This window comes from Parafrankia discariae, from assembly GCF_000373365.1.
GTDB classification, from domain to species: Bacteria; Actinomycetota; Actinomycetes; order Frankiales; family Frankiaceae; genus Parafrankia; species Parafrankia discariae.
The window spans coordinates 32007-55505 of the sequence record NZ_KB891115.1 but is presented as its reverse complement, the minus strand read 5'-3'; the positions used below and the strand labels follow the sequence as shown (position 1 = coordinate 55505).

General features: G+C 71.3%; 26 protein-coding genes and 1 pseudogene. 18 read left to right on the top strand and 9 right to left on the bottom strand.

All coding sequences use genetic code 11. The features are described 5' to 3' along the window. The first annotated feature begins 349 nt into the window (after window positions 1-349). Together B056_RS0105370 and B056_RS0105360 are read left to right on the top strand one after the other, a co-directional pair. The gene (locus B056_RS0105370; RefSeq protein ID WP_018500875.1) at window positions 350-976 is read left to right on the top strand and encodes a PH domain-containing protein; all 627 of its coding nucleotides are present in this window, start codon (window positions 350-352) and stop codon (window positions 974-976) included. Between the two features lie 179 nt (window positions 977-1155). After that, window positions 1156-2004, top strand: a complete 849-nt coding sequence (locus B056_RS0105360; RefSeq protein ID WP_018500874.1) for an acyl-CoA thioesterase — start codon at window positions 1156-1158, stop codon at window positions 2002-2004. A gap of 17 nt (window positions 2005-2021) precedes the next feature. Here the strand turns inward: B056_RS0105360 and B056_RS0105355 are convergent, their stop codons facing one another. After that, window positions 2022-2585, bottom strand: a complete 564-nt coding sequence (locus B056_RS0105355) for a dihydrofolate reductase family protein (RefSeq protein ID WP_018500873.1) — start codon at window positions 2583-2585, stop codon at window positions 2022-2024. Between the two features lie 77 nt (window positions 2586-2662). On the opposite strand from B056_RS0105355, the gene B056_RS44050 reads away from it, so the two are divergent. Beyond that, window positions 2663-2878 carry a hypothetical protein gene (locus B056_RS44050; RefSeq protein WP_076784641.1) on the top strand — a complete coding sequence of 72 codons (216 nt, stop codon included), beginning with the start codon at window positions 2663-2665 and terminating at the stop codon, window positions 2876-2878. Between the two features lie 49 nt (window positions 2879-2927). On the opposite strand, the gene B056_RS45280 is transcribed toward B056_RS44050, so the two are convergent. The 4 genes from B056_RS45280 to B056_RS0105330 all read right to left on the bottom strand — a co-directional run bounded on the left by B056_RS45280 (window position 2928) and on the right by B056_RS0105330 (window position 5017). Beyond that, window positions 2928-3059, bottom strand: a complete 132-nt coding sequence (locus B056_RS45280) for a hypothetical protein (RefSeq protein ID WP_018500871.1) — start codon at window positions 3057-3059, stop codon at window positions 2928-2930. A gap of 82 nt (window positions 3060-3141) precedes the next feature. Continuing rightward, window positions 3142-3837, bottom strand: a complete 696-nt coding sequence (locus B056_RS0105340; RefSeq protein ID WP_018500870.1) for an HAD family hydrolase — start codon at window positions 3835-3837, stop codon at window positions 3142-3144. Further along, window positions 3741-4103 carry a class I SAM-dependent methyltransferase gene (locus B056_RS40235; RefSeq protein ID WP_084647100.1) on the bottom strand — a complete coding sequence of 121 codons (363 nt, stop codon included), beginning with the start codon at window positions 4101-4103 and terminating at the stop codon, window positions 3741-3743. The genes B056_RS0105340 and B056_RS40235 overlap by 97 nt, the downstream gene beginning before the upstream one ends. A 182-nt stretch (window positions 4104-4285) precedes the next feature. Continuing rightward, the gene (locus B056_RS0105330) at window positions 4286-5017 is read right to left on the bottom strand and encodes an SDR family oxidoreductase (protein ID WP_018500868.1); all 732 of its coding nucleotides are present in this window, start codon (window positions 5015-5017) and stop codon (window positions 4286-4288) included. Here B056_RS0105330 and B056_RS0105325 point away from each other — a divergent pair. From B056_RS0105325 to B056_RS0105295, 7 genes are all read left to right on the top strand, one after another. Then, window positions 4998-5690 carry a TetR/AcrR family transcriptional regulator gene (locus tag B056_RS0105325; protein ID WP_230202827.1) on the top strand — a complete coding sequence of 231 codons (693 nt, stop codon included), beginning with the start codon at window positions 4998-5000 and terminating at the stop codon, window positions 5688-5690. The two genes, B056_RS0105330 and B056_RS0105325, sit on opposite strands and share 20 nt — an antisense overlap. Before the next feature lie 73 nt (window positions 5691-5763). Beyond that, entirely contained in the window at window positions 5764-6612 is an 849-nt protein-coding gene (yaaA, locus tag B056_RS0105320; RefSeq protein ID WP_018500866.1) for a peroxide stress protein YaaA, read from the top strand. A gap of 423 nt (window positions 6613-7035) precedes the next feature. Further along, window positions 7036-7470 carry a Fur family transcriptional regulator gene (locus B056_RS35250; RefSeq protein ID WP_051105549.1) on the top strand — a complete coding sequence of 145 codons (435 nt, stop codon included), beginning with the start codon at window positions 7036-7038 and terminating at the stop codon, window positions 7468-7470. A 41-nt stretch (window positions 7471-7511) separates the two neighbouring features. Beyond that, window positions 7512-9743: a catalase/peroxidase HPI gene (gene katG / locus B056_RS0105310; RefSeq protein WP_018500864.1), complete on the top strand. Its 2232-nt coding sequence runs from the start codon at window positions 7512-7514 to the stop codon at window positions 9741-9743. Window positions 9744-9897: 154 nt separating this feature from the next. Beyond that, window positions 9898-10359 carry an SRPBCC family protein gene (locus B056_RS0105305; RefSeq protein ID WP_018500863.1) on the top strand — a complete coding sequence of 154 codons (462 nt, stop codon included), beginning with the start codon at window positions 9898-9900 and terminating at the stop codon, window positions 10357-10359. After that, the gene (locus B056_RS0105300) at window positions 10356-10739 is read left to right on the top strand and encodes an ArsR/SmtB family transcription factor (protein ID WP_018500862.1); all 384 of its coding nucleotides are present in this window, start codon (window positions 10356-10358) and stop codon (window positions 10737-10739) included. Before B056_RS0105305 ends, B056_RS0105300 begins: the two co-directional genes overlap by 4 nt. A gap of 81 nt (window positions 10740-10820) precedes the next feature. Further along, window positions 10821-11474, top strand: coding sequence for a DUF1361 domain-containing protein (locus B056_RS0105295; RefSeq protein ID WP_018500861.1), 654 nt, complete (start codon window positions 10821-10823; stop codon window positions 11472-11474). A gap of 239 nt (window positions 11475-11713) precedes the next feature. On the opposite strand, the gene B056_RS41665 is transcribed toward B056_RS0105295, so the two are convergent. Both B056_RS41665 and B056_RS0105280 read right to left on the bottom strand, forming a co-directional pair. Then, on the bottom strand, window positions 11714-12244 hold the full coding sequence (locus tag B056_RS41665) for a DUF1653 domain-containing protein (protein ID WP_018500860.1): 531 nt from the start codon (window positions 12242-12244) through the stop codon (window positions 11714-11716). A gap of 359 nt (window positions 12245-12603) precedes the next feature. Next, the gene (locus B056_RS0105280; protein WP_018500859.1) at window positions 12604-13830 is read right to left on the bottom strand and encodes a hypothetical protein; all 1227 of its coding nucleotides are present in this window, start codon (window positions 13828-13830) and stop codon (window positions 12604-12606) included. A gap of 72 nt (window positions 13831-13902) precedes the next feature. Here B056_RS0105280 and B056_RS0105275 point away from each other — a divergent pair, with 72 nt between their 5' ends. The 8 genes and pseudogenes from B056_RS0105275 to B056_RS0105245 all read left to right on the top strand — a co-directional run bounded on the left by B056_RS0105275 (window position 13903) and on the right by B056_RS0105245 (window position 21471). Continuing rightward, entirely contained in the window at window positions 13903-14673 is a 771-nt protein-coding gene (locus tag B056_RS0105275; protein WP_018500858.1) for a glycosyltransferase, read from the top strand. 91 nt (window positions 14674-14764) lie between these two features. Further along, window positions 14765-16225 (top strand): protein kinase family protein, encoded by a 1461-nt coding sequence (locus tag B056_RS0105270; protein ID WP_154676843.1) that lies wholly within the window; start codon window positions 14765-14767, stop codon window positions 16223-16225. Further along, a pseudogene (locus tag B056_RS45680) lies at window positions 16225-17412 on the top strand (AAA domain-containing protein); the annotation flags it as partial. The gene B056_RS0105270 and the pseudogene B056_RS45680, both read left to right, overlap by 1 nt. Before the next feature lie 515 nt (window positions 17413-17927). Then, window positions 17928-19262, top strand: a complete 1335-nt coding sequence (locus B056_RS44040; protein WP_018500854.1) for a DEAD/DEAH box helicase — start codon at window positions 17928-17930, stop codon at window positions 19260-19262. After that, the gene (locus B056_RS0105260; RefSeq protein ID WP_018500853.1) at window positions 19259-20461 is read left to right on the top strand and encodes a hypothetical protein; all 1203 of its coding nucleotides are present in this window, start codon (window positions 19259-19261) and stop codon (window positions 20459-20461) included. Before B056_RS44040 ends, B056_RS0105260 begins: the two co-directional genes overlap by 4 nt. Before the next feature lie 165 nt (window positions 20462-20626). Then, entirely contained in the window at window positions 20627-20821 is a 195-nt protein-coding gene (locus B056_RS35235; protein ID WP_035750208.1) for a hypothetical protein, read from the top strand. Between the two features lie 81 nt (window positions 20822-20902). After that, window positions 20903-21163, top strand: a complete 261-nt coding sequence (locus B056_RS0105250; protein ID WP_018500851.1) for a toxin-antitoxin system HicB family antitoxin — start codon at window positions 20903-20905, stop codon at window positions 21161-21163. Beyond that, window positions 21160-21471 carry a type II toxin-antitoxin system PemK/MazF family toxin gene (locus tag B056_RS0105245; RefSeq protein ID WP_018500850.1) on the top strand — a complete coding sequence of 104 codons (312 nt, stop codon included), beginning with the start codon at window positions 21160-21162 and terminating at the stop codon, window positions 21469-21471. The genes B056_RS0105250 and B056_RS0105245 overlap by 4 nt, the downstream gene beginning before the upstream one ends. Window positions 21472-21585: 114 nt before the next feature. On the opposite strand, the gene B056_RS0105240 is transcribed toward B056_RS0105245, so the two are convergent. Together B056_RS0105240 and B056_RS0105235 are read right to left on the bottom strand one after the other, a co-directional pair. Beyond that, entirely contained in the window at window positions 21586-21822 is a 237-nt protein-coding gene (locus B056_RS0105240) for a hypothetical protein (RefSeq protein ID WP_230202826.1), read from the bottom strand. A 24-nt stretch (window positions 21823-21846) separates the two neighbouring features. Next, window positions 21847-23445 carry an MFS transporter gene (locus B056_RS0105235; protein WP_018500848.1) on the bottom strand — a complete coding sequence of 533 codons (1599 nt, stop codon included), beginning with the start codon at window positions 23443-23445 and terminating at the stop codon, window positions 21847-21849. Window positions 23446-23499: the final 54 nt, after the last annotated feature.

Genomic DNA, 23499 nt, shown 5'->3' with positions numbered 1-23499 from the left:
GGGCCGACCGTGGGTGGTACGACCGTGGCCGGTGGCGGTGGCACCGCGGTTGGCGGGCCGACGGTGGGTGGTACGACCGTCGCCGGTGGTGGCGGTGGCACCGCGGTTGGCGGGCCCACTGTGGGTGGTACGACCGTCGCCGACGATGGTGGCGGTACCGCTGTTGGTGGGGCGACCGTGGGCGGGACGACCGCCGCCGACTGAGAATCGCCTGGGTGGTTGAGAGCGCGCTGACGAGCGGCCCTCCCCCCGCCTCTGCCGGCGTCAAGCGGCAGCGGGCGGGACGGAGGGCCCCTCGGCGTTTCGGCGGGCGCCCGGGGAGTCCGCGCGCCGGCGACCGTCGCGGCTGGTGCTGATCCTCCGGACACCGGTGCGGAAAGTCGCGCTGAAGCCGATTCTTGTCAGGGTCACCGCACGGCTGGCGGTGCGACCGTACGTCGAGAGAAACCCGGGGGGGTTCGGCGTGCGGAACTACGAATTTCTGGCCGCGGATGAGCAGGCAATTGTTCGGATTCGACTGCACTGGGTGGTAATCGCCCGATTCGTGCTCGGGACGGCTGCCATCCTCATCGGCGTCCTGGCCCTGACCATCTATTCGGAGGCCCATGACACGGGCGCCGGTTTTCTGATCACGCTGCTGTGGTGGGTCGTGCTGGCCGCGGTCCTGCGACTGTTGTGGCACCTGCTCGACTGGCATCGCACCAGCCTGCTGATCACGAGTTCCCGGATGATCAAAGTTTCCGGGATCATCTCCCTGCGGGTCCAGAGCATCCCGCTTTCGAAGATCACCGACATCTCCTACACCCTGGATCCCAACGGCCGGGTGCTCGGCTACGGCAAGTTCGCGATGGAGACCGAGGGGGACCATTCGAGCGAGCTGGAGAAAATCGATCACGTCCCCCGGCCCGACCGGTTCTACCTGGTGCTCTGCGACAGCATTTTCGGTGGTTCCCCCGAGCCGGCCGCGGGCGATTAGCCGCCCGGCGGCCGGTTGGTCGGAGCGCTGGTGCCGAGCACCGGGCGCCGGGTGCCGAGCACCGGGCGCCGGGCGCCGGGCACGGCGTAGCCTCACACGGTGTCCCTGATCCCGCCGTTTCGGCTGGTAGCAGCCCTGTCCGCGAATCCGGCCGGCGAGATGCCCGGCGGCGGACGTCGATGACCGAGCGCAAGCCCGACTTCGCGGACCTGCTGACGCTGGAGTCCGTGGACCGCGACATCTTCCGCGGTCTGTGTCATGACGGCGCTCCGATGCGCGCGTTCGGCGGGCAGGTGGCCGCTCAGGCCCAGGTGGCCGCCGGCCGCACCGTCGAGCCCGACCGGCTGATGCATTCGCTGCACGGCTACTTCCTCCGCCCCGGCCGTACCGACGCGCCGATCGTGTACCTCGTCGAGCGAATCCGGGATGGTCGGTCGTTCACGACGCGTCGCGTCAGCGCGGTGCAGGACGGGGAGACCATCTTCTCGATGTCCGCGTCGTTCCAGCGGCCACGGGAGACCGAGGAGGCGCACCGGCTGCGGGCTCCGGACGTGCCCAGTCCAGAGACGCTGCGCCGGTGGTGGGGGCCGATCGACGAGGCCCCCGAGTACCGCCCGTTCCTGCTGATCGACATCCGTTCGACGGCGGGCGTCCCCGGGGTACCGCAGGACGGCGCGGCGGGCGGCCCGGCCGACGGCATACCGCGGCAGAGCGTCTGGGTACGGGTCGACCAGCTGCTGCCGGACGACCCGCTGTTACACGTCTGCGCGCTGACCTATCTCTCCGACCTGACCCTGGCCAGCACCGCGAGTCTGCCGTACCTGGGGGTGCCGGGGCGGCTCGACATCGTCTCCCTGGACCACGCGATGTGGTTCCACCGGCCGTTCCGGGCGGACGACTGGCTGCTGTTCGCGCAGGACAGCCCGAGTGCCGGCGGCGCGCGGGGCCTCTCCCGGGGCATGTTCTTCACCCGGGACGGACTGCTCGTCGCCTCCGCCATCCAGGAGGCCGGCCTGTTCCGCCGCTGAGGCCCGCGCGCCGCCGGTCAGCGGACGACCTCGAACACCTGCTTCTGGACGCCGTTCGGGTAGGCGTCCTGTTCGACCAGCTTCAGCATGGTCTTGTCCTTGTCGGCCTCGCTGAACAGCCGCTTCCCGGCGCCGAGCAGCACCGGGAACACCAGCAGGTGGTAGCGGTCCACCAGCCCGGCGTCGGCGAGGCTCCGGCCCAGGGTCGCGCTGCCGTGCACCGCGATCGGGCCGCCCTCGGTCTCCTTCAGTTTCGCGACGTCGTCGACGGAGCGCAGGATCGTCGCCGGCCACCGCGGGTCGTCCGCGGTGAGCGTGCTGGACACGACGTAGCGCGGCATCGCGTTGTAGCCGGCGAAGTCGTCCATCGTCGGCCAGACCGGGGCGAAAGCCTCGTAGCTGGTCCGTCCCAGGAGCAGCGCCGTGGTCTCCTCCTGCTCCCGGCCCTTGATCTCGTAGGCGGCCGGGTCGAAGTCGATGTCCTTGAAGGTCCAGCCGGTGTTCCGGTAGTCCGCCTCGCCGCCCGGTCCCTCCATGACCCCGTCGACGGACACGAAGGCGGTCACGATCAGTGTGCGCATCCCGAACTCTCCTCAACTGTGTCGACCCATGCCGTGGACGTCCCGGCTCCGCGTCGCCCGCGGCTCCGCTCTGCCCGGTGCGTTCCCTGGTCAGACCATCCGACGGCACCGAACTCATCGGTGCTGGGCGGCACCGCCACGGTAGCTCCGGCATCCGTGCTCCCCCGCGCAAGCTCCGCGACGCGACCGGAGACGCGTTCGTGCCCGGCGTGGCTTTGTACCTGGGGGAACGCTCGTACACCTTCGAGGACCGCCCGCACGTCATGCCCGTCGACAGGCTCCGGGCCTCGTAAGGCTCCGGGTCTCGTAGCCCCGACGCGTGTCGCCGCCAGGGCGACCGGGTCAGCGAGCGGGCCGGTGTTGCTGGTCGAGGTAGAACTTCGCGCCGGCGCGGACGGAGTCCGGGGTCGGGGACGGCTCCCAGCCGAGTTCCCGGGTGGCCTTGCTGTGGTCGAGCGGCGGCATGAACTGCATGAAATGACCGCTCTTCCACATTTCCCGGCCCCCGTTTTCCGGGAGCCTCTGCCTTCCCGGGGCCCATTGCCGCCGTGGCCCGCTACCGGCGCGCTCGTCGCAGCAGGGGGAGCGCTCCGGTGAGGTCGGCGACCTCCGCGATCGACGTCAGGTCGGCGGGGCGGGGCCGTCCGGACCGGTTGACCCAGATGGTGGGGATGCCCAGGGCGTGGGCGCCGGCGACGTCGGAGGTCAGCGAGTCGCCGATGTGGAGCACGGCGTCGGCGGGCAGGCCGAGCAGTCGCGTCGCGCTCTGGAAGATGGCGGGGTGCGGCTTGTAACAGCGGGCGTCCTCGCTGGTGACCAGCAGGTCGAGCGGCAGCCGGTGATGGTCGATCGCGGCGCGCAGATCGGCCCGGTCGATGTTGGACACGACGCACACCGGCAGGTCGACCGCGTCCAGGAAGGCCCTGGTGTCGGCGCACAGCATCGGCTGGCGCCAGAGGTCGAACTGCGGCGTGCACAGTTCGTAGGGGTCGGCGGTGGAGCCGAAGCGGCGCAGTGTGCGGGCCAGCGACGACAGGGTGATGTCCCGCTGGGTGCGGAAGGCCTCCGCGACGCTTCTGCCGGTCTCCTCCTGGAACACGTGGCGCCAGAAGGCGCCGACCTGCGCGGCGGTCGGGTCGAACCGTCCGGCGGCGGTCAGGCGGACCTGCTCGCAGACGATGTCGATGGTGTGGTCGTCCTCGGCCACGACGGTGCCGTAGAAGTCGAGCAGGATTCCGTTGAGCACTCCCATATCGTCACGTACGGGCGGCGGCCCGTCCGCGGCCGGCGGGAGTGCCAGGCCGGTTCGTGGCCGAGGCCGACCCGGATCACGGTGGATTCGGGCTCGTCGGCCCGCCACCGCGTCGCTGGGACGACGCCGGGGTCGAGAAGTCCCCAGCCGCCGAAGAAGCGGGCGATCTGATCCGCGATCTCGGCCGGCTGGCGGACATCGCCGTGCACGTGGACCGTGCGGCCCCGCGGGCTGCTGGTGAGCAGCGCCCGGGCGTGCGCGAGCACGATCGGTACCACCCCTTGGTCGCACACACAGCCCGGCCACTGACTTGCGACCCACCGACCCTCTGAGCGCCTTCATCGAAGGACGCCGCATCAGAGTGAGCGATCCGTCCTTCCGCCGGTCGGCAGCCACCCGGTTGGAAGACCTCACCCGGCAGGTACTGACCAACCCCTGTCTGTCCGGATCAGGCGAGCCGCAGCCCGCCATCGCAGGGCAGGACCACGCCGGTGATGAATCCGTTCTCCAGGACCGCGACGATCGCCGCCGCGACCTCGTCGGGGCGGCCGTTGCGCCGGACCGGCGCTCGGCCGGCGAACTCGTCCAGCGCGGCGCGTCGAGCGTCCACTGGCAGTTCGTCCCACCAGCCGGTCTCGATGACGCCCGGGGACACCGCGTTCACCCGCCGGGGAGCGAGCTCGACGGCGAGCGGCGGCACCGCGGCCTCCAGGGCGCCGTTGACCGCGGCCAACCCCGCGGTCCCCGGCAGCGCGGCCTGGGCCGACCCCGCGGTCACCAGCGTGATCGAGCCGTCCGCGGCAAGCGTCGGCATCGCCAGGGCCACGGCCCGCAGGTGAGCGACGGACTTGCCAAGAAACGCTCCGGCCAGGTCGGCGTCGGCGAGCTCGGCCGCGGGACCGGCCCCGCCTCGCCGGGTGACGGTGACGACCAGGTCACTGATCGGTCCCGCCTCGCTGAAGAAGCGCCGCAGCGCGCCGACATCCTCGGCGTCCACCTCGATTCCCCTGGCCGATCCGCCCAGTTCCTTGACCGCCGCCTCGAGCCGGTCGCGGTTGCGGCCGCCGATGGTGACGGCCGCGCCCCGGTCGGCGAGGAGCCGGGCCGTGGCGAACCCGATCCCGGCGCTGCCGCCGAGGACGGCGACGTGACGATCTTGCGTGCTGCTGCTCGCGGACATCGCGAACCTCCATTTCCGAACGACCCGTTCGCAAACTCTACCATCAATACCGAACGGACCGTTCGGTTACGATGCGGAGGTGAATGAACAGCCCGCCCGCCGGCCCGGACGACCGCGCAGCGAGCGAGCGCGCGCCGCGGTGCTCGAAGCAACCCTGGCGCTGGCAGGAGAGGTGGGACCGGCTGGTCTCTCCATGGAGGCCATCGCGAGGCGGGCCGGCGTCAGCAAGGAGACGCTCTACCGCTGGTGGCCGTCCAAGACCGAGGTGATTTTGGATGCGATGGTCGAACGCGGGCAGCTGGGCATCCCGCTCCCCGACAGCGGCAGCCTGCCGGACGACGTGCACGCCTTCCTGAGGTCCACGATCGACGCGCTCGACGGCACCACCGCCCTTCTCCTGCGCGCGGTCGCCGCGGCGGCAGCCACCGATCAGGCGGTCGCCCATGACGTCCGAGACCGCTTCCTCATCACCAGGCGGGCCGCGCTCGAGACGCTCCTCGACCGGGCCGTCGCCCGCGGCGAGATCCCCGACGAGTACACGACGCAGCTGGTCGACTTCGTCTACGGTTCGCTGTGGTACCGACTGATCTTCGACGTCGGACCGCTCGACCACAGGTGGGCCGACAAAACAGCCGCGGCGATCACGTCGATCACGCGGCGGCCGCCGGACTGATCAACCTCGAGGTCACCGTAGCTTGGCAGCACAGAACGCCGGGATGCCGAGATCGTGAAATGAGGTCGGACAGGTGCGGATCCTGCTGCCGCCGAGCGAGGGGAAGGCCGAGAGCGGCGACGGGCCGTCGCTGCGGACGGCCGGGTTTGGCGACGGCCCGCTCGCGGGAGCCCGCGCCGAGGTCGCGCGGGCGGTCGCGGCGTTCTGCCGGGCCGACCCGAACGCGGCGGTCATCGCGCTGCGGCTGCCGGCCTCACGCGCGCGGGCCGACCTGGCCGCCAACACCGCGATGCTGGACGCACCGACGATGCCAGCGCTCGACCGATTCGTGGGCGTGCTCTACGAGGCGCTGGCTCCGGCGGCGCTGCCACCCGCCGCGCGAGCTGCGGCCAGCCACACCCTGTTCGTCTCCAACGGGGCGTTCGGCCTCCTCGGCGCGGCCGAGCCGGTGCCCGACCACCGGGTCGGCATGGCGGCGGCGATTCCCGGCCTCGGTGGCCGTACCGCACCGACCGTGCTCGCGGCCTTCTGGCGCGCCCGGCTCACGCCAGCCCTGCCCGACCTGCTCGCCTGCGCCCCGGACGCCGTCGGCGAGCACCTCGTCGTGGACCTCCGCTCGTCGGACTACGCGACCGTGCCATCCCTTTCCGGACCGATCCGCGCCAGCGCCCTGCCCGTGCGTGCCCTGACCGAGAAACTCGTCGACGGGCGCTGGGTCCGCCGTCCACTCAGCTACCAGGCGAAGCAGACCAAGGGCCTGCTGACCCGCGCACTCCTGCTCGCCGAAGCCACCGGCCGCCTGGTGAAGACCATCGACGACGTGGCCGAGGTGGCAGAGTCCGCCGGCCTCGTCGCCGAGCCACGCGGCACCGCGACCGCGCCCACCCTCGACGTCATCACCCGCTGGAACCCGACCGCCTGAACCTCCGGGGCAGCCAGCGGAAACCATCGCGGCCGGGACCAGCGCCGCGACCTGCGCGCGGTCCCGGGCCTGGAGCGAGATGCCGCGCCGCCGGTATACCGCGGTGTTGCGCCGGGTGGTCTCCGCCAACGCGAAGTTGTTCTTCCCTTCCAGCATCCGTCGGGCATCGCACCGGACACCGCTGATCGGATGCTCCGGGCGGGGGACGGTGGCGTCAGCCAGCCGAATACTACGCATTCGATACGAACTGTGGCGCATCGTGGCATTCGATGAGTCGGGTGACCTGGATCCGCGTGGCCCGTCCGCTTCTCCGGGGCAGGCCGGAAGCTCTGGGTGATCTAATAGCTACTTTCTGCTTTTCTTGACTGATTCAAGAAAAGGGGTGACCATGTGGTGGTGACCACAGCGGAGGAGATCCAGCGGATGTTGCGCGGGGCCGCGCTGCGCGTCACCCGTCCGCGGGTGGCGGTGCTGACGGCGGTCCACGCCCATCCGCACGCCGACACCGACTCGATCGTCGGGTCCGTGCGCGAGGAGCTTCCCGAGGTGTCCCACCAGGCGGTGTACGACTCGCTGCGGGTTCTCACCACGGCCGGCCTGGTCCGGCGCATCCAGCCGGCCGGCTCGGTGGCCCGTTACGAGTCGCGGGTGGGGGACAACCACCATCACGTCGTGTGCCGGTCCTGCCGGGCCATCGCCGATGTCGACTGCGCCGTCGGCTCGGCGCCCTGCCTGGTCGCCTCCGACGACCACGGCTTCTCGATAGACGAGGCCGAGGTCTTCTACTGGGGCCGCTGCCCCGACTGCTCCCCGCCGGCGACGCCCGACCGGCTCCGACCCGACCCCGACCGAACCTGACCCCCCGATCCGCTGCTGATCCGCCAACGACGGAGGATCCCGTGTCCGAGAATCACGAGACAGTTGTTTCCGAGCTGAACGAGGAGAGCGGTGGCGGCTGCCCGGTCGCGCACGAGCGGGCCCCGCATCCCACCCAGGGCGGCGGGAACCGCGGCTGGTGGCCGAACCGGCTGAACCTGAGGATCCTCGCCAAGAATCCCGCGGTGGCGAACCCGCTCGACGCGGAGTTCGACTACGCGGCGGCGTTCCTGACCCTCGATCTCCCCGCCGTCAAACGGGACATCACGCAGGTGCTCACGACGTCGCAGGACTGGTGGCCGGCCGACTACGGGCACTACGGCCCGTTCATGATCAGGATGGCGTGGCACAGCGCGGGCACCTACCGCGTCAGCGACGGTCGCGGCGGCGGCGGTGCCGGTCAGCAGCGTTTCGCGCCGCTCAACAGCTGGCCGGACAACGGGAACCTGGACAAGGCGCGTCGCCTGCTGTGGCCGGTGAAGAAGAAGTACGGCCAGGCGCTCTCGTGGGCCGACCTGATGATTCTCGCCGGCAACGTCGCCCTGGAGTCGATGGGTTTCACGACCTTCGGCTTCGCCGGTGGCCGCGAGGACGTCTGGGAGCCCGACGAGGACGTCTACTGGGGCCCGGAGACCACCTGGCTCGGCGACGGGCGCTACACCGGTGACCGGGAGCTCGAGAATCCGCTCGGGGCGGTCCAGATGGGCCTCATCTACGTCAACCCGGAGGGCCCGAACGGCACCCCGGACCCGCTGGCCGCCGCCCGCGACATCCGCGAGACGTTCCGCCGGATGGCGATGGACGACGAGGAGACCGTGGCGCTCATCGCCGGCGGCCACACGTTCGGCAAGACCCACGGCGCGGGCGACCCGGACAACGTCGGCCCGGAACCCGAAGGCGCCCCCCTGGAGGAGCAGGGCCTCGGCTGGCGGAACGCCTTCGGTACCGGCAAGGGCGCCGACGCGATCACCAGCGGGCTCGAGGGCGCCTGGACCACCACTCCGGTGAGCTGGGACAACAGCTTCTTCGAGATCCTGTTCGGCTACGAATGGGCGCTGACGAAGAGCCCCGCCGGGGCCTACCAGTGGAAGCCGAAGGACGGCGCGGGCGCCGGCACCGTCCCCGACGCGCACGACCCGGCGCGCAGCCACGCCCCGACGATGCTGACGACCGACCTCGCCCTGCGGTTCGACCCGGTCTACGAGCCCGTCTCGCGGCGGTTCCTGGAGCACCCGGACCAGTTCGCGGACGCGTTCGCCCGGGCCTGGTTCAAGCTGACCCACCGTGACATGGGGCCGGTCGCGCGCTACCTCGGCCCGGAGGTCCCGGCCGAGACGCTGCTGTGGCAGGACCCGGTGCCGGCGGTGGACCACGAGCTCGTCGACGCCGCGGACGTCGCCGCGCTGAAGGCCCGGGTCCTCGCTTCGGGGCTGTCGGTCTCCCAGCTGGTCGCGACCGCGTGGGCGTCGGCCTCGACGTTCCGCGGTGGTGACAAGCGCGGTGGGGCCAACGGCGCGCGCCTGCGCCTCGAGCCGCAGCGCGACTGGGAGGTCAACGAGCCGGACCGGCTGGCGGCCGTGCTGGGGACGCTGACCGGTCTCCAGGAGGAGTTCAACGCCGGCCGGACCGACGGCCGACGGGTCTCGCTCGCCGACCTGATCGTGCTCGCCGGCGGTGCCGCCGTCGAGCAGGCCGCCCGCGACGCCGGGTTCGACGTCGAGGTCCCGTTCACCCCGGGCCGGACCGACGCGTCGCAGGAGCTGACCGACGTCGAGTCGTTCGCGGCGCTCGAACCGGCCGCCGACGGGTTCCGCAACTACCTCGGGAAGGGCCAGCGCCTGCCGGCCGAGTACCTGCTGGTCGACCGGGCGAACCTGCTGACCCTGAGCGCCCCGGAGCTGACGGTCCTCGTCGGTGGCCTGCGGGTGCTCGGGGCGAACTTCCGGCAGTCCTCGCTGGGGGTCCTCACCGCGACGCCCGGGGTGCTGACCAACGACTTCTTCGCCAACCTGCTCGACCTTGGCACGACCTGGCGTCCGAGCGGCGAGGACGACGACGTCTTCGAGGCCCGGGACGCCGCCACCGGCGAGCTGACCTGGACCGGTAGCCGCGTCGACCTCGTCTTCGGCTCGAACTCGGAGCTGCGGGCGCTCGCCGAGGTGTACGCGAGCGACGACGCGCGGGAGAAGTTCGTGCACGACTTCGTCGCGGCCTGGGCCAAGGTGATGAACCTCGACCGGTACGACCTCTCCTAGATCCCACCGTGCGGGTGCCCCGGCCGGATCAGGCCCGGCCGGGGCACCCGCACGGTCACCTGCGGCCTCGACAGGCGCGAGGAGCAACCGATGGTTGCTTTGTCTCGGCTCGCCGGATAGCCTCACGAGCAACCAAACGTTGCGGGAGGATGTCATGGAACTCGGCACAGTCGAGCGCGAGGTCTACGTCGAGGCGGCGCCCGAGATCGTCTTCGAGGTGGTGAGCAGCCCCGACCACCTCAGGCGGTGGTGGCCGGACGACGCCCGCTACGAGCCGACGCCCGGCTCGACGGGAGAGATCGTCTTCGGTGACTGCGACGCCGGCGGGAAGGCGGTGGCGTTCACCGTCGTCGACGCCCGACCGCCGCGGACGTTCTCCTTCCGCTGGACGCATCCGGCCGGCGAGGCCGCGGCGGAGGGCAACTCGCTCCTGGTCACCTTCGAGCTGACCCCGTCGGGAGCAGGGACGCTGCTGCGGATGACCGAGACCGGCTTCCGTGAGATGGGCTGGGAGATCGCCACTCTCGAGCAGCAGTACCAGGACCACGTCTCCGGCTGGGACTTCTACTTGCCGCGGCTCGCGCCGTACGTGGCGACGCTTCAGCTGCGGCCATGAGAACCATCGTGACCGAGGGCGTCGACGACGACCTCTGGTCCGCGATCGGGGACCCCACCCGACGCCGGATGCTCGACCTGCTGCTCAGCGAGGGCCACGGCACCGCGACCACGCTGAGCCAGCGGCTGCCGGTCACCCGGCAGGCGGTGGCCAAGCACCTCGTCGTCCTTGACCGGGTCGGCCTCGTCCGTGCGACTCCGGCGGGCCGGGAGAAGCAGTACCGGGTGGATGACGCCCAGCTCGCCCGCGCGGTGGCCCAGCTGTCGTCCGTCGGGTCGGCGTGGGACGCGCGACTGCGGCGGATCAAGGGCATCGCCGAGTCGATCCAGCGCGTCCAGCGCGCCGGCGTCGCCGAGGATCAGGAGGACGGCGTCGGGTAGGTCCGTCGACGCACGAGCACCGGTTGCCCGCGCGGCCGTGAAAACGGCCGCGCGGGCGAGCCTGGTAGCGACAATGTGGCCATGGGTGTGCTGGAAGTGGTGGCGCCGAGTCTGACTGTCGTCGTCCGCGGCAACGCGCGGTGGATGATGTGGAACACCCTGCTGGCCTGGGTACCGGTCGTTCTGGCCTGCGGGTTGTTCCGGGGCGGCGCCGACCGGCGTCCGCTCCGCCCGCCCCTGTGGTGGGCCGGGTTCGTGCTGTTCGCGCTGTTTTTGCCCAACGCCCCGTACGTCGTGACCGACCTCGTCCATCTACGGGACGACGTGCTGCTGGCCGGCGGCGACGGTGCCGTGGTGACCGTGGTGCTGCCGGTCTACGCGATGTTCATCGGGTCGGGGTTCCTCGCCTACTACCTGGCGCTGGCCGGGCTGCGCCGGTATCTCGGGCACATCGGCCGAGCCCAGTGGCGCGGCCGGGTCACCGTGGCGGCACACGCGTTGTGCGCCGTCGGGATCTTCCTGGGACGGTGGGCCCGGCTGAACAGCTGGGAACCGGTCGTCAACCCGCACAGCGCGTTCGAGCGGACCGTCCTCCAGCTGTCCTGGAACTGGGCGCCGATGCTGATCCTGGCCACCTTCCTGGTGGTCTGGATCGGCCATTTCGTGACCGGCGCGGTTGTCGGGGCCGCCTGGGACGCCGCCCTGCGCGGAGCCCGACGGCTGCGCGTCCTCTGACCTGTCGCCGCGTCAGGGGCCCGTCGAGCGGCTCGTCGAGAGAACGCCCGAGAGCGGTCGGTGAACAGTGGAGCTCGGGGGCACAGTAGTGTCCTGCGCCCAGCGTCGCAAGCCATCGCCGGCGAGGGCTTGCGTAACCCCGAGGCCCGACCTGCTGGGGACGGCCGGTGCCGGTGCCGGCGTCAACCCGCGCCGGGGGCGGCACGCTCGAATCTCCAGGGGAAATCGCCCGTGGGACCCTATATCGGGCCTGTGAAGTCAAATCTTGGGACTGGGTTTCCCGCGGGATCGGCAACGACTTCCTGGAAATGTTTCAGCGGTCGAACCCACAGGTCGAACTTGCCGTAGAGTGCTCGATAAACAACGAGGAAATCCTCCGTCTCGCTGTGTCGTGCGACCGCTGTCACCAGGTAGAGTCCGCCCTTGAAGTGACGGTAGACTCCGGTGCCGACACCGGATGGTCGTATCGGATCGGTCGATGGTCGCCAGTTGTGAATATTCCTGAGCGTAAAGTTTCTGATGTCCTGTCGATCCTTGTCGAATGCCTCCAACAGCCATTGGTCGTACTCTGGATGCCAGTCCGTCCGACCGTGCCAGACCCGCTCGGGCCGGACCAGTCGCTCCTTCCGTTCGCCGCGATGGTTTGTGTAGTCAAGGGTGATCCACGGCTCCGATGCGGATGTCATCCAGCTTCCTCCGCGGTCGAGGGTGCGGTGCATGATGATCTGGTTATACGGGCTGGTCGAGGCCGAGGTGCGTCCGGAGGACATCGCGTATCCTGCCGCGCTCCGTCGGTATCCCGTCCAGTGGCACCATGCAGTGGGGGCGGTAGCTCCCGCCCTCGTCCGAAGGTCCACATTCTTTTTCGTCGGTAGTGCCTTGTCTCGCCCATGCTGCACCGTCGCTCGCCCGACATGGTCGTCAGTTCGCCCCATCTCCCGGCGAGCTTCCGCGCTCATGGCGACGCATCACGTTACTGATCTTACCGGGGTATCGGTCAGGTCGAACGGAGCCCGCGGACCTGGTGCGCGAACCGTGACCGCGCGGTGAGGCGCACGGCGGGCAGGTTTGCGTCCTCGATGAATCCGCGGGAGTTCGTACCGTGCGGCGGGCGCCGAACTCCAGGGGACTACCGGGGGCCGGGCCGAGGGTCTGGCTCGTGCCGCCCGGAGACGATCCAGGTGCCGGCGATGATGAGGAGAGCGAAGAGCAGCAGTCCCGCGCCGAACAGGACGAGCAGGAGCGCGCGGTCGCGCAGCGGAAGGGTGCCCACGAGGGTGATCTGGAGTGAGCCGACGGCGAACGCGATGGCCGCGGTGAAGACGGTGACGAGCTCCACGGCGCGGATGGCGGAGGCCTGCAGCGTCCGGCGGAGGTCCCGGTTGGCGGTGTCCTGGTCGCGCCAGCGGGCCTGCTGGCCGGCGGTCCACGCGGTGAACTCCAGACCCTTTTCGATGATGTCGCGTTCGCGCAGGTACTGCTCCTGGAGCAGGGCGTGGCTGATCCGGGTCCCGATCGCGGGCAGCAGGCGCAGCGCACTGTCGACGCTGGCCAGAGCGTCGGCGTGGTCGCCGCACAGGCGCTGGCCGCACGCGAGGCGGAACAAGAAGAGATGGTCGTCGGGGAACTCCGTGACGGCCGCGGTGGCACGACGGCGCAGTTGCTCTCCCCGTTCGGGGAACGGTGGGGCGGCGGCCAGGGCGTTGAGGCAGACGTCGACGACGGTGCGGGACCGGGGGACGGCGTCCCAGGCCGTGTCGAGCAGGTCGAGGGCGTGCGCGGTGGTGATGGTGCGGCTGCCGAGAGCGGCGAAGGCGCGCAGCGCCGTGAACAGCGGGTCGTCCTGGTGGTGGCCGGCGGCGACGGCGAGCAGGGACGATCCGAGGAACTGGTGCAGTTCGTCGAACATGAAGTTCGCGCGCAGCTTGCCGGCGTGGTAAACCGTGGCGAAGTAGCAGATGTCCGCGGAGCCCTGGAACGCCTCGACGATCCGGCCGGTGGCCAGGGTGAGGTCGTGGCGGGACTCGACCGTGTCCTTGGTGATGAAGGCGTAGCCCAGCGACCACTTCTCGATGATGTCCGGCCGGATCGCCGCGTCGTCGGTGTGGTCGTACAGCCAGCGGGCGCAGCGGGCCGCGACCTCGACGGTCGGCTCGCGCAGGAACCTGCGGCGCCAGTACCGGTCGGCGCAGATCAGCCAGGGGTCGGTGCCGAAGTCCGCTGACGGGATCCGGAAGGGCGGCTCGAGGTCCGCGTCGATCAGTTCGGCGGCGACGACCTCGCAGACCCGGTCCAGCTCGCGGGAGTCGACTGAGGCCGCCTGGCCGAGCCGCGCGTTGATCGATGCGACGTCCATGAGCCCCCTCCGTCGGATCTTCCCGGGATATGTACCACACGGAAGCGGGTCGGACCGGTACATACTGCGAACATGCGGGTCGATGTGGTCACCGCGGCGCACGCCGAGTACGCGGACTACCTGCCCGCGGCGTGGGACTCGCTGCACCGGCAGCGCCATCCGCACTGGACGTGGCGGGTCCAGGTCGACGGGCCGCCCGGCGCGGTTCTCGACGCGCTGACCGGTTGCGGGGCGGCGGCTGACGGCCGGGTCCGGATCTCCGCGCACGGTACGCGGGAAGGCCCCGGGGTCGCCCGCAACATCGCTCTCGGCGCGTGCACCGCGCCGCTGGTCCAGAACCTCGACGCCGACGACGAGCTCGAGCCCGGCGCGCTCGCCGCCCTCAGCGGCGCGCTCGCCGCGGATCCGGTGGCCGGCTACGCCGTCGGCCACGCCCGCGACCTGCACCTGGACGGCACCCTGCACACCGCCCCGTTGGCGGTGCGGCCCGGGCCGCTCGCCCGCGGCGCGCTGGCGGTGGCATGGGCGGCGGCCCTGCCCGACCGCACCCTGCCGCCCGTGCACCCGGCCGGGGTGATGTGGCGCCGCAGTCTGCTCCTGACCGTCGGGGGCTGGGCGGCGCTGCGCGGCGTCGAGGACACCGCGACGCTCATCGCCGGCTCCGCGCTCGCCACCGGAGTGCTGCTGGACGTTCCCACCCTGCGCTACCGCCGCCACGACGCACAGCGTTCCCGCCGGAACGGCAATTTCTCCGGGGGGGGGGATCAGTATCTGTTCATCTGGCAGCGGGCGTCCCTCCTCGCCGAGGGGCCTGCCTGGGAAGAACGGAACTCGCGCCACTGAACTCCGGCCACGGCTGACAGCGCCGTCGTTCGGTTAGGTTTACGATTTCCTGCGGTATCCGACTCCCTGGCCCGAGGAGGAACGGTTCGCCGTGTCAGGATCGCGCGAGAACCCGATGGTCAACTTCCGTTCGCACGAGGTGAACACCGGCAGCGCCGCGGGTGCCCGGGCGGACTTCGAGCAGATGATCGCCCAGCTGGTGGATGCCTTCCATCCCGGCGCCCGGCAGGTGAGCGCCAATCCCGGCGACGGCGGCATCGATGTCTTTCACGGCCGGCTTGACGACCGGATCGTCGTCTGGCAGTCGAAGTACTTCATGCCGCAGGTCGCGCACGCTCACCGCGGGCAGATCAGAGAGTCTTTTGCTTCCGCGCAGAAGAATGCCCGCACGCACGGCTATCGGATCGACGAGTGGATACTGTGCGTTCCCAGCTCCATGGATCATCCCACCACACTCTGGTGGGATGGCTGGCGACGGGCCCGGCAGACCGAGACATCCACAGAGATTGACATCTGGGACGAGACCAGACTTCGGAGCCTGCTCGCGAGGCCGCCGGCGGCCTCGGTGCTCACGGCGTACTACCCGCCGCCCGGCGGGCCGCGATCGCCGTCCCCCGGCCCGAATGCTGGGATCACCGTGCCGTCCCTGGATACCGGAGCGGGCGCGACGGCGCCTGCGCACTCGATCGACCGCCGCCCCCGTGCCGGCGAGACAGTCCGGATCGCCGGCTGCCGGTGCCTGCTGCACGGCGATCCGCAGGAGTGGCGGGGCGGTGACGCCTGGGTGCTGCGCACGGGCGCGGCCATGGTCATGTCGGCGCCGTCCGGCCCGGCCCGGTTTCGTCAGGTACTTATCCGACGGCCCGATCCGGCGGCGGAGGCACACGCGGCGGCGATCGACACCCAGCGGCGTCTCCTCGGCCGGATCGGCGGCCGCGACGGCCTGCCCCGGCTGGTCGAGGGCCGGGTCGGCCCGACCGAGGCCGCCGTCGTCTCGGCCCGGCCGGCAGGCCGGACGTGGCGGGAGGTGTTCGGCCCGGTGCATCCGGCCCGGGCCCGCCCGCTGGACCGCGTGACCGCCGCCGCCCTCCTCGCCGTTGCCACGGGAGTCGCCGACGTCCTGACCAGGCTGCACGAGACCGGGCACAGCCACCGGGCCCTCACACCGGACGGGGTGGTGCTCCCCGGCCCGGGGCGCGCGCCCGTGCTGCGGGACGTCGGCCTGGCCGCCGTTCCTCGCCAGCCCGGTGAAGGGCCCGCCGAGTACCGCGCGCCGGAGCAGGAGCGTCTCGGGTTCCACCGCCCCGAGGTCGGGTTCCGCACCGACATCCACCGGCTCGCCGCCATGACCTACCACTGCCTGACCGGACGGCCGCCGGCCCTCGGGGGTGCGGCGCCGCTGCGAGCGTTCGGGCTCGACCTCCCCGCTGAGCTGGACGACGCGCTGCGCACCGCCCTCGATCCCGATCCGGACCGGCGGCCGTCCCGGCCGGGCCTGCTCCTCCCGGCGCTGCGGGCCGGTACCGACCACCTCTCGCGGGCCGGGCGTTGATGGCGATCGCCGACGTCACGCTGCCGAGCGGGATCGCGGTGGCGCCGAGCGCGCGGATGGTGGAGAAGATGGCCAGCGCCCGCGTCCGGGGCGACGACGACCTCGACCCGGAAGGCTTCGTTCACCAGCTCGGTCGGATGGCCGGTTCGGGTGTCCCGGCCCGGCTGGAGACGAGCAGCGGGCCGGGTAACGGGAAGCAGGGCTCGGTGACGCTGCGGGTGTACACCGACACCCACATCGCGCTGCTGCGCCCCTCCGGCCGCGACGACGGCTACATCCTGGTGCACGTGGGCCGGTGGAGCTTCCAGGACCACCGAAGCCTCGCCCAGGGTTTCCTGCGCGTCCGCTGTCCCCGGTGGACCCTCTTTCCACAGGTCAGAAACATGCCGGCGGGCGGCAGAAACCACCTCGGTGCGCTGACCGAGGCCTGGGCGGCGCTACGTGCGTCGGCGCAGCCGGCCGGCCGGATGCCCGACCGGCACCAGGACTACCTCGACACGGTCGAGCGGATCATCCTGCGGACCAGGGACCTCGAACGGGAGCGGCTCGCCGCCACCCGGATTCTCTACCGGGCCCGGCGGGCGACCCGGGAACAGCGGTACTCCGCCCGCGGTGTCTACGAGTTCCGGCTGGTCGACAGGTGCCAGCTCGCCGAGGGTACGCAGATCCAGATCAACGACGACCGGGACCTGCGCGGGGTGATCCTTCGCGCCGAGAACCTCGACGTGACGGTCCGGTTCGACGGCGTCCCGGACTTCGCCCGCATCCCGGCCCAGGGGACACTCAAGGTGCTCCCGAGCGACGTCGTCTACCGGGCGCAGCTGGGGGCGGTGGCCGTCCTGCGGGACGGCGAGGCCGCCAATCCCCGCCTGCTGGCGACGCTGGCGGAGCACCGCGTCCTGCGGTCGCCCCCGCCGGACCGGTCGGCGCTGCCGAGCCGCCCACTGGACGGCGGCCAGCTCGACGCGTACCAGCGCGCGCGGGGCGAACCGGACCTGCTGCTGGTGCTGGGCCCGCCGGGCACCGGGAAGACCTGGACCATCACCGAGATGGCCATCGCCGAGGCCGCGGCCGCCCGAGGCGGCACGGGTGGTCCGCGCCGTGTCCTGGTCACCTCGCAGAGCAACCGGGCCGTCGACAACGTCCTCAGGGGCCTGGCCGGCCAGCTGCGCTGCGTGCGGGTCGGCAACCCGGAGGCGCTCACCGGCCCGGCTCGCGAACTCACCGCCGAGGTCCAGGTCGAGGCACTGAAAGACGACATCCTGCGGTACACCGAACCGATCGGGTCGGCGCTGGCGCCGTTCACCAGCGCCGGCACCAGAGCCTCCGAAGACGACGCCGGGGCCCGCTGGCGCTGCTGCGCGCGCACCTCGTCGAGGCACGGCAGGCCGACGGGGACGTCCACAGCCGTGACGCCGAGCTGGACGAGGTCACCCGGCGGCTGCGGGCCCCGCTCGAACCGGAGATCGCCCAGGCTCAGGCCCAGGCTGACCGGTTCGAGGCGGCGGCGGCACGGCAGCGGGACCGGCAGGGCCGCGCCCGGCGCCGGTATGAGAAGTCTGCCGGTCGGCGGGTCGCTGGCTGGTGGGCGGCGTTTCACCGTCGCGGTGTCGACCGGCGCCGGCGCGCGTTGGCCGCTGCCGACGTCCGGGTCGACGCCGCGGAGCGCGAGCTCGCGGCGGCCCGGGCGGAGCACGACGGCATGCTGGAGCGGGTCATGGTGCTCGTCACCCGGGACAGCACCGGCGGCCGGCTGTTGGCTGAGCGGGAGTACGCGTGGGGACGCCGTGAACGGGCGCTCACCCAGGCCATGCGGACCGCGGAGCCGCTGCGCGCCCAACTGGAGTTGGCCGGCTGCGGCCCGGTCCTGCCCGACGGCGCGACCGGCAGCGCCGCCGGGGGCGAGGCCGACGGCGTCGCCGGGTGGGAACAGCGCGAGCGGATCCTGCTCGACGCGGTCGAGCTCGCCCGCACCCGCGCGATCCTGCTGGACGACTGGCGTGACCGGATTCCCACCGCGGACGAGGAGCTCAAGCACGAACTGGTCGGCTACGCCGACGTCATCGCCGCGACCTGCATCGGAGTCTCGACGAAGAAGCTGCTCAGCGGGCTGGATTTCGACTTCGCCATCGTCGACGAGGCGGGGCAGATCGCCCTGCCCGACCTGTTGGTCCCTCTCGTCCGGGCCCGGCGGGCGGTGCTCGTCGGAGATCACAAGCAGCTGCCGCCCTACCTGGACAACGATGTCGCCCAGTGGGCGCAGGGGCTCGTGCCGGGGACGGACCTGTCCGCCGCGGCGGTCGCGGAGACCCAGGACATCGTCGGGCGCAGCGAGTTCGAGCGGCTCTTCGAGCGGATCGGGGCGGAGCACGGCGTGACGCTGACGACCCAGCGCCGCATGCCGGCGACGGTCGCGACGTTCATCTCGCGGGCCTTCTACGGCGGCGTGCTCGCCACGGACCATCCCGGCACTGGACCCGACCCGCTGTTCACGAGCCCACTGGCGTTCATCGACACCTCCGACCGGCCGCCCCCGCAGCGGTCCGAGACACGCGCCGGCGCGAACGGGGGCATCAGCAACCGGCTGGAGGCGGATCTGATCGCGGCTCTGCTCGCCCGCTACGCCGGCCATCACCGGGACTGGGCGGTGATCGTCCCCTACCGGGAGCAGGTCCAGCTCCTGCGGCGGACCCTCATCCGGCGGCTGGGCGGCCCCGGTGCGGTCGAGGACAATGTCGGCACCGTGGACGCGTTCCAGGGCAACGAGCGTGATCTGATCGTCTACGGATTCACCCGCAGCAACCGCGACGGGACGGTCGGATTCCTCAGCGAGCTGCGCCGCCTCAACGTCGCGATGACCCGTACGCGCCAGCAGCTCGTCCTCGTCGGCGATCTGGACACGCTCGGGCGATCGCGGGACGACGGCTTCCGTGACCTCGTCGGGGAGCTGCGGGCCACGCTGTCGACCGTGGGTGACCTGCGCGGCTCCCGGGAGATCGAGACGTGGCTGCACGGTGCCGCCGGGAGCACACGGTGACCCGCCCCGCGGCCGGCGGGGCCGGCGACTGGCTGGTGTTTCCCGACTATCGGGCCCTTGAGCTGGTCATGGCGATGCCGGGGATCCGCCCGCTGCGGATCTTCTCGGTGCGCTGGCCGCTGTGGCAGGTGGAGGCCCAGGCGACGTTCGAGGACAGCCAGCCCTTCGACGTCGTCGACCACTACCTGCTGCGGGGGATCGTCGAGGGCCGGCTGAGCACGGAGGCCGAGCTCGCCCGCTTTTTCGGACTGTCCGGATCGCTCGTGGCCCGCGGGATCGAGCATCTCGTCCACATCGGCCACCTGCATCGGGACGGCCCGGACCGGGAGGTGCTGCGACCGACGGATCTGGGGGCTGCCTCCGTCCGGGACGGCGTGCGCTACGTCCTGAAGGAAAGCCGCCAGCTTCTGATGTTCGACGCCTTCACCCACAGTCCCTTCCCCCGGGCGCACTACGACGGCGCGGTGCGCGTCGTGCTGGACGGGGAACGGACCACGGGAGACGGACGTGACTGGTTCCGACCGTTGACGTCCCTTCGGCCGTTCGAGTTCGACGCGGTGCGGGCGCTGGGATCACGGCCGGACCGGCAACGGTTCAACGTGCCCGGCAGGCTGCGGAACCTGCATCCGGTGAACGCCGTCGCCGCCTGGCTGCCGGCCCATCTCGTGCTGGCCGAAGGGGCCAGGGTGCTGGCCTTCACCCAGGCCGCGCAGGATCGCGACCGGTTCCTCGAGGAGCTGTGTGGGTACGCGCCGCAGGTGGTGCACGCTCTTGCGAACGAGCGCGGCGCCGACGCGCGCCAGACCTGGGTGGAATGGCTGCGCGCGCAGGGCCTGGGCCAGGCGCGGCTGACCGACCTGCCGAACGGGATCTGGCGGGCGACCCTCCCGGCCCACGCGTTCGGCCCGGCACCCCGCCAGCCCCTGCATCGGCTCGGGTCCTTCCAGGTGAGGAACACCCGTTTTCTGCAGCTGTGGTGCGACGACGAACGGGCTCGGGCGGCGGCGGTGCGTCAACGGGCCCTGTCGATCTCCCGCCGGTACGGAATCAGCCGGGGGGAGTTCGACGACTCGGTCGCCTCCGTGGCGAACCTGCTGGAGGTGCTGGTCCCCACCTTCGACGAACTGCTCGACTACGCCGCCGCCTCCGGCACCGCCGCGCAGCTGCGGTCCCTTGAGGCTCTGGCGTCAGATTCATAGATCTGGGCGCTCCCTGCCGCACGCCAGTGGCGCTGACGCATCTGCGGTGTGGGGGAGGTGGCCGTCTCGCCCGACAACAGACGGTCACGGGTGGGGATCAGCGCGCCGCCGTATCACGAGCCCAGTCCGCCGCCAGTCGGAGATACCAACGAGGAGGCCCTCGTCGTGAACGCTCCGGAAGCCGCCCGTCCCCTGTACCCGCCACGCCCCCAGAACACCGTCGAGGAGCTCTTGGCGGCCAAGGGTACCCAGCCCATCCGGTCCCTCGACGACCTTGCCGCCGACACCTTCGACTCCGACGAGGAGCTCGACGAGTTCCTCGTCCTCACCTACGCCGAGCGTCGACGCGACGTCGCCTGAGCCGGCGCTGTGCAGCCTGTCGTCCTTGACACCGCCAGCGGCGACCGGATCTCTCTCTTGGTGATCTTCGGGTGAATGGGAATGACGCGCACGATCACACTCCGGCTCTCGGACGAGGCCTACGAGGCGGTCAAGCGGTACGCCGAGGCTGAGCACACGTCGATGAACGCCTGGGTGGAGGGCCTGCTCGACGCGGAGGACATGCGCCGACGTTGCGCCGCGCACGGGGCCTGGATGCAGGCCAACCCGGCGGTGACCCGCGCGGCTCTCTCCTTCGGCGCGGCCAATCAGCGGTCTCTCGGGGCGGCGGGGCTCCCCAACCTCGCGGGTACCGCCGAGTGAGATCGCCGCGCCGCGGTGAGATCTGGACCGTGGCCACCGGCTCGGCACCACAGGCGGTGCTGGTCATCAGCTCCACGATCTACAACGAGATCGTGGGTGAGCCCACCGTGCTGGTCGCCATGGTCGTGGAGCACGCCACCGCCGAGGGATTCTGCGTCGATCTCGGCGAGGGGCAGTGGGCTGTGATGGGTCTGGTCACGTTCGTGGCCAAGGCCGGCCTGGGGGAGTGCCTGCGCCGAGTCGACCTGCAGACGCTCACCGACGCGGACAACATGCTGTTCAAGATTCTCGCCACGCCCGAGAAGTGACCGTCCCGCCGCCGGCCCGGCGGGACGGCCGTCTCCGGCCGCGGCCGCGGCGGGGCCCTCCTGGCGTCAGGGAGCGGACATCGAGACCCGGCGGGCCCGCCAGGACAGCGGCGATCAGTGGGAAGCGCCGCTCAGAACGGACCCGATGCCGGCGAAGGAACCCACGCCGAGAACGGACGCGGCCGAGCCGACCGAGCCGATCGACAGCACCGAGCCGATCGAACCGATGGAGAGTACGGGGCCCTGCGACCACAGGGACAGGACGGAATCCTGAAAACCGACCGACCATCGTGAGCCGTTACCGGAACCATCGGAACGCATGCCTTCATCATCCCGCGGCCAGCCCGCCACCGCTGGCCCATTTCGGCGCGACGATCAGTGCACGACGACCGGGGCTCCGTCGCTGTTGTCCCCGCGCCGGACCAGGAGGGCCAGCCCGGCCGCGACGAGCGTCGCGATGCCGGCGACCACGAGAGAGACGTGCAGGCCGCTCATGAAGGCCGCATGGCTGCCCGCGGTCACCGCGGCCTGGACGGATTCCGGCGCCCCGGTCACCTGGGGCGCCACTCCCTGGCTGATGAGCTGCTCCGAGTCGGTCAGCCGGCTCGCGACCTCGGCGGGGGCGCCGGCGCCGGTCAGCTTGTCGACCATGACCGATGCCACCCGGCTGCTGAGCACCGAGCCCAGGACGGCCGTTCCGACGACCCCGCCGAGCTGCAACGCCGTGGTCTGCAGGCCGCCGGCGACCCCGGCGTCGTCGACCGGGGCGTTGCCGACGATCGCCTCCGCGCTGGCCGTGATGACCAGCCCCATCCCGATGCCGAGCATCAGCAGCGACGGCCACACGGCGTTGAAGCCGGAACCGGGGTCGAGTCCGGTCAGCAGGAGCAGCGCCGTCCCGGACAGCAGCAGGCCGATCACCATCGGCGGGCGGGGCCCGAACCGCTCGGTGGCGCTGCCGGCGATCGGCGACATGATCATCATTGCCAGGGTCAGCGGCAGGATGCGGACGCCGGTCTCGATCGGCGAGGTGTGCTGGACGTTCTGCAGGAACAGCGTGACGAAGAACAGCACGCCGAACAGCGCGAAGAAGTTGATGACGAGAACCGCGCTGCCCACCGAGATCGACCGGTTGCCGAACAGCCGCATCGGCAGCAGGGGAGCGGCCACCCGGATCTCGATCACCACGAACAGTGCCAGCACGGCCAGCCCGGCGAGGACGCAGGCGATGGTCTTCGGGTCTGTCCAGCCCCAGGTCGACGCCTTGATCAGGCCGAACACGACGGCGACCAGGCCGCCGGAGAGGGTGATGATGCCGGGGATGTCGTGATGCTGCCCGGTGCTCTCGCTGCGGGATTCGCGCAGCACCGCCAGACCCACGGCCAGCGCGATCGCGCCCATCGGCACGTTGATGTAGAAGACCGACTCCCAGCTCACGTGCTCGACGAGCAGGCCGCCGATGATCGGTCCGCCGGCGATCGAGATGGACGACGCGCCGCTCCAGATGCCGATGGCCCGGTTCAGCTCCCTGGGCGGGAACGCGCCGCGCAGGATGGCCAGCGTGTTCGGCATCAGCATCGCTCCGAACACGCCCTGGAGCGCCCGGAGCGCGATGATCCCGACGATGTCGCCGACCAGACCGATGGCCAGCGAGGTGAGCCCGAACCCGACCACGCCGATCAGGAAGATCCGCTTGCGGCCGTACCGGTCGCCGAGCTTGCCGCCGAACACCAGCAGGGCGGCCAGGGCGAGCAGGTAGGAGTTCGTGATCCATTGCAGGTCGGTCAGTGAGGCGCCGAGATCCTCGGCGATGCGCGGGTTCGCGATCGAGACGACCGTGCCGTCCAGGCCGACCATGATCACGCCGAGGGCGACGCTCGCCAGTGTCCACCAGGGATTGCCCCGCCGGCCGCCGGCGTCCTCCGCCCGCGCGGACCGCGTCCGCTGATCGTCGGCGATGACGGGCTGTGACATTGCGGAAATCCTTTCGCCGGACATGCGGGTGGCCGTGCCGATCGGGATAAACGG

Excerpts from the sequence above, each read along its gene's own strand:
- B056_RS0105360 (WP_018500874.1), top strand. The coding sequence starts at position 1,156 with ATGACCGAGCGCAAGCCCGACTTCGCGGACCTGCTGACGCTGGAGTCC.
- B056_RS0105355 (WP_018500873.1), bottom strand. The coding sequence starts at position 2,585 with ATGCGCACACTGATCGTGACCGCCTTCGTGTCCGTCGACGGGGTCATG.
- B056_RS45280 (WP_018500871.1), bottom strand. The coding sequence starts at position 3,059 with ATGCAGTTCATGCCGCCGCTCGACCACAGCAAGGCCACCCGGGAACTC.
- B056_RS0105340 (WP_018500870.1), bottom strand. The coding sequence starts at position 3,837 with ATGGGAGTGCTCAACGGAATCCTGCTCGACTTCTACGGCACCGTCGTG.
- B056_RS0105330 (WP_018500868.1), bottom strand. The coding sequence starts at position 5,017 with ATGTCCGCGAGCAGCAGCACGCAAGATCGTCACGTCGCCGTCCTCGGC.
- B056_RS35250 (WP_051105549.1), top strand. The coding sequence starts at position 7,036 with ATGTTGCGCGGGGCCGCGCTGCGCGTCACCCGTCCGCGGGTGGCGGTG.
- B056_RS0105305 (WP_018500863.1), top strand. The coding sequence starts at position 9,898 with ATGGAACTCGGCACAGTCGAGCGCGAGGTCTACGTCGAGGCGGCGCCC.
- B056_RS0105300 (WP_018500862.1), top strand. The coding sequence starts at position 10,356 with ATGAGAACCATCGTGACCGAGGGCGTCGACGACGACCTCTGGTCCGCG.
- B056_RS0105295 (WP_018500861.1), top strand. The coding sequence starts at position 10,821 with ATGGGTGTGCTGGAAGTGGTGGCGCCGAGTCTGACTGTCGTCGTCCGC.
- B056_RS41665 (WP_018500860.1), bottom strand. The coding sequence starts at position 12,244 with ATGTCCTCCGGACGCACCTCGGCCTCGACCAGCCCGTATAACCAGATC.
- B056_RS0105280 (WP_018500859.1), bottom strand. The coding sequence starts at position 13,830 with ATGGACGTCGCATCGATCAACGCGCGGCTCGGCCAGGCGGCCTCAGTC.
- B056_RS0105275 (WP_018500858.1), top strand. The coding sequence starts at position 13,903 with ATGCGGGTCGATGTGGTCACCGCGGCGCACGCCGAGTACGCGGACTAC.
- B056_RS44040 (WP_018500854.1), top strand. The coding sequence starts at position 17,928 with ATGCTGGAGCGGGTCATGGTGCTCGTCACCCGGGACAGCACCGGCGGC.
- B056_RS0105250 (WP_018500851.1), top strand. The coding sequence starts at position 20,903 with ATGACGCGCACGATCACACTCCGGCTCTCGGACGAGGCCTACGAGGCG.
- B056_RS0105235 (WP_018500848.1), bottom strand. The coding sequence starts at position 23,445 with ATGTCACAGCCCGTCATCGCCGACGATCAGCGGACGCGGTCCGCGCGG.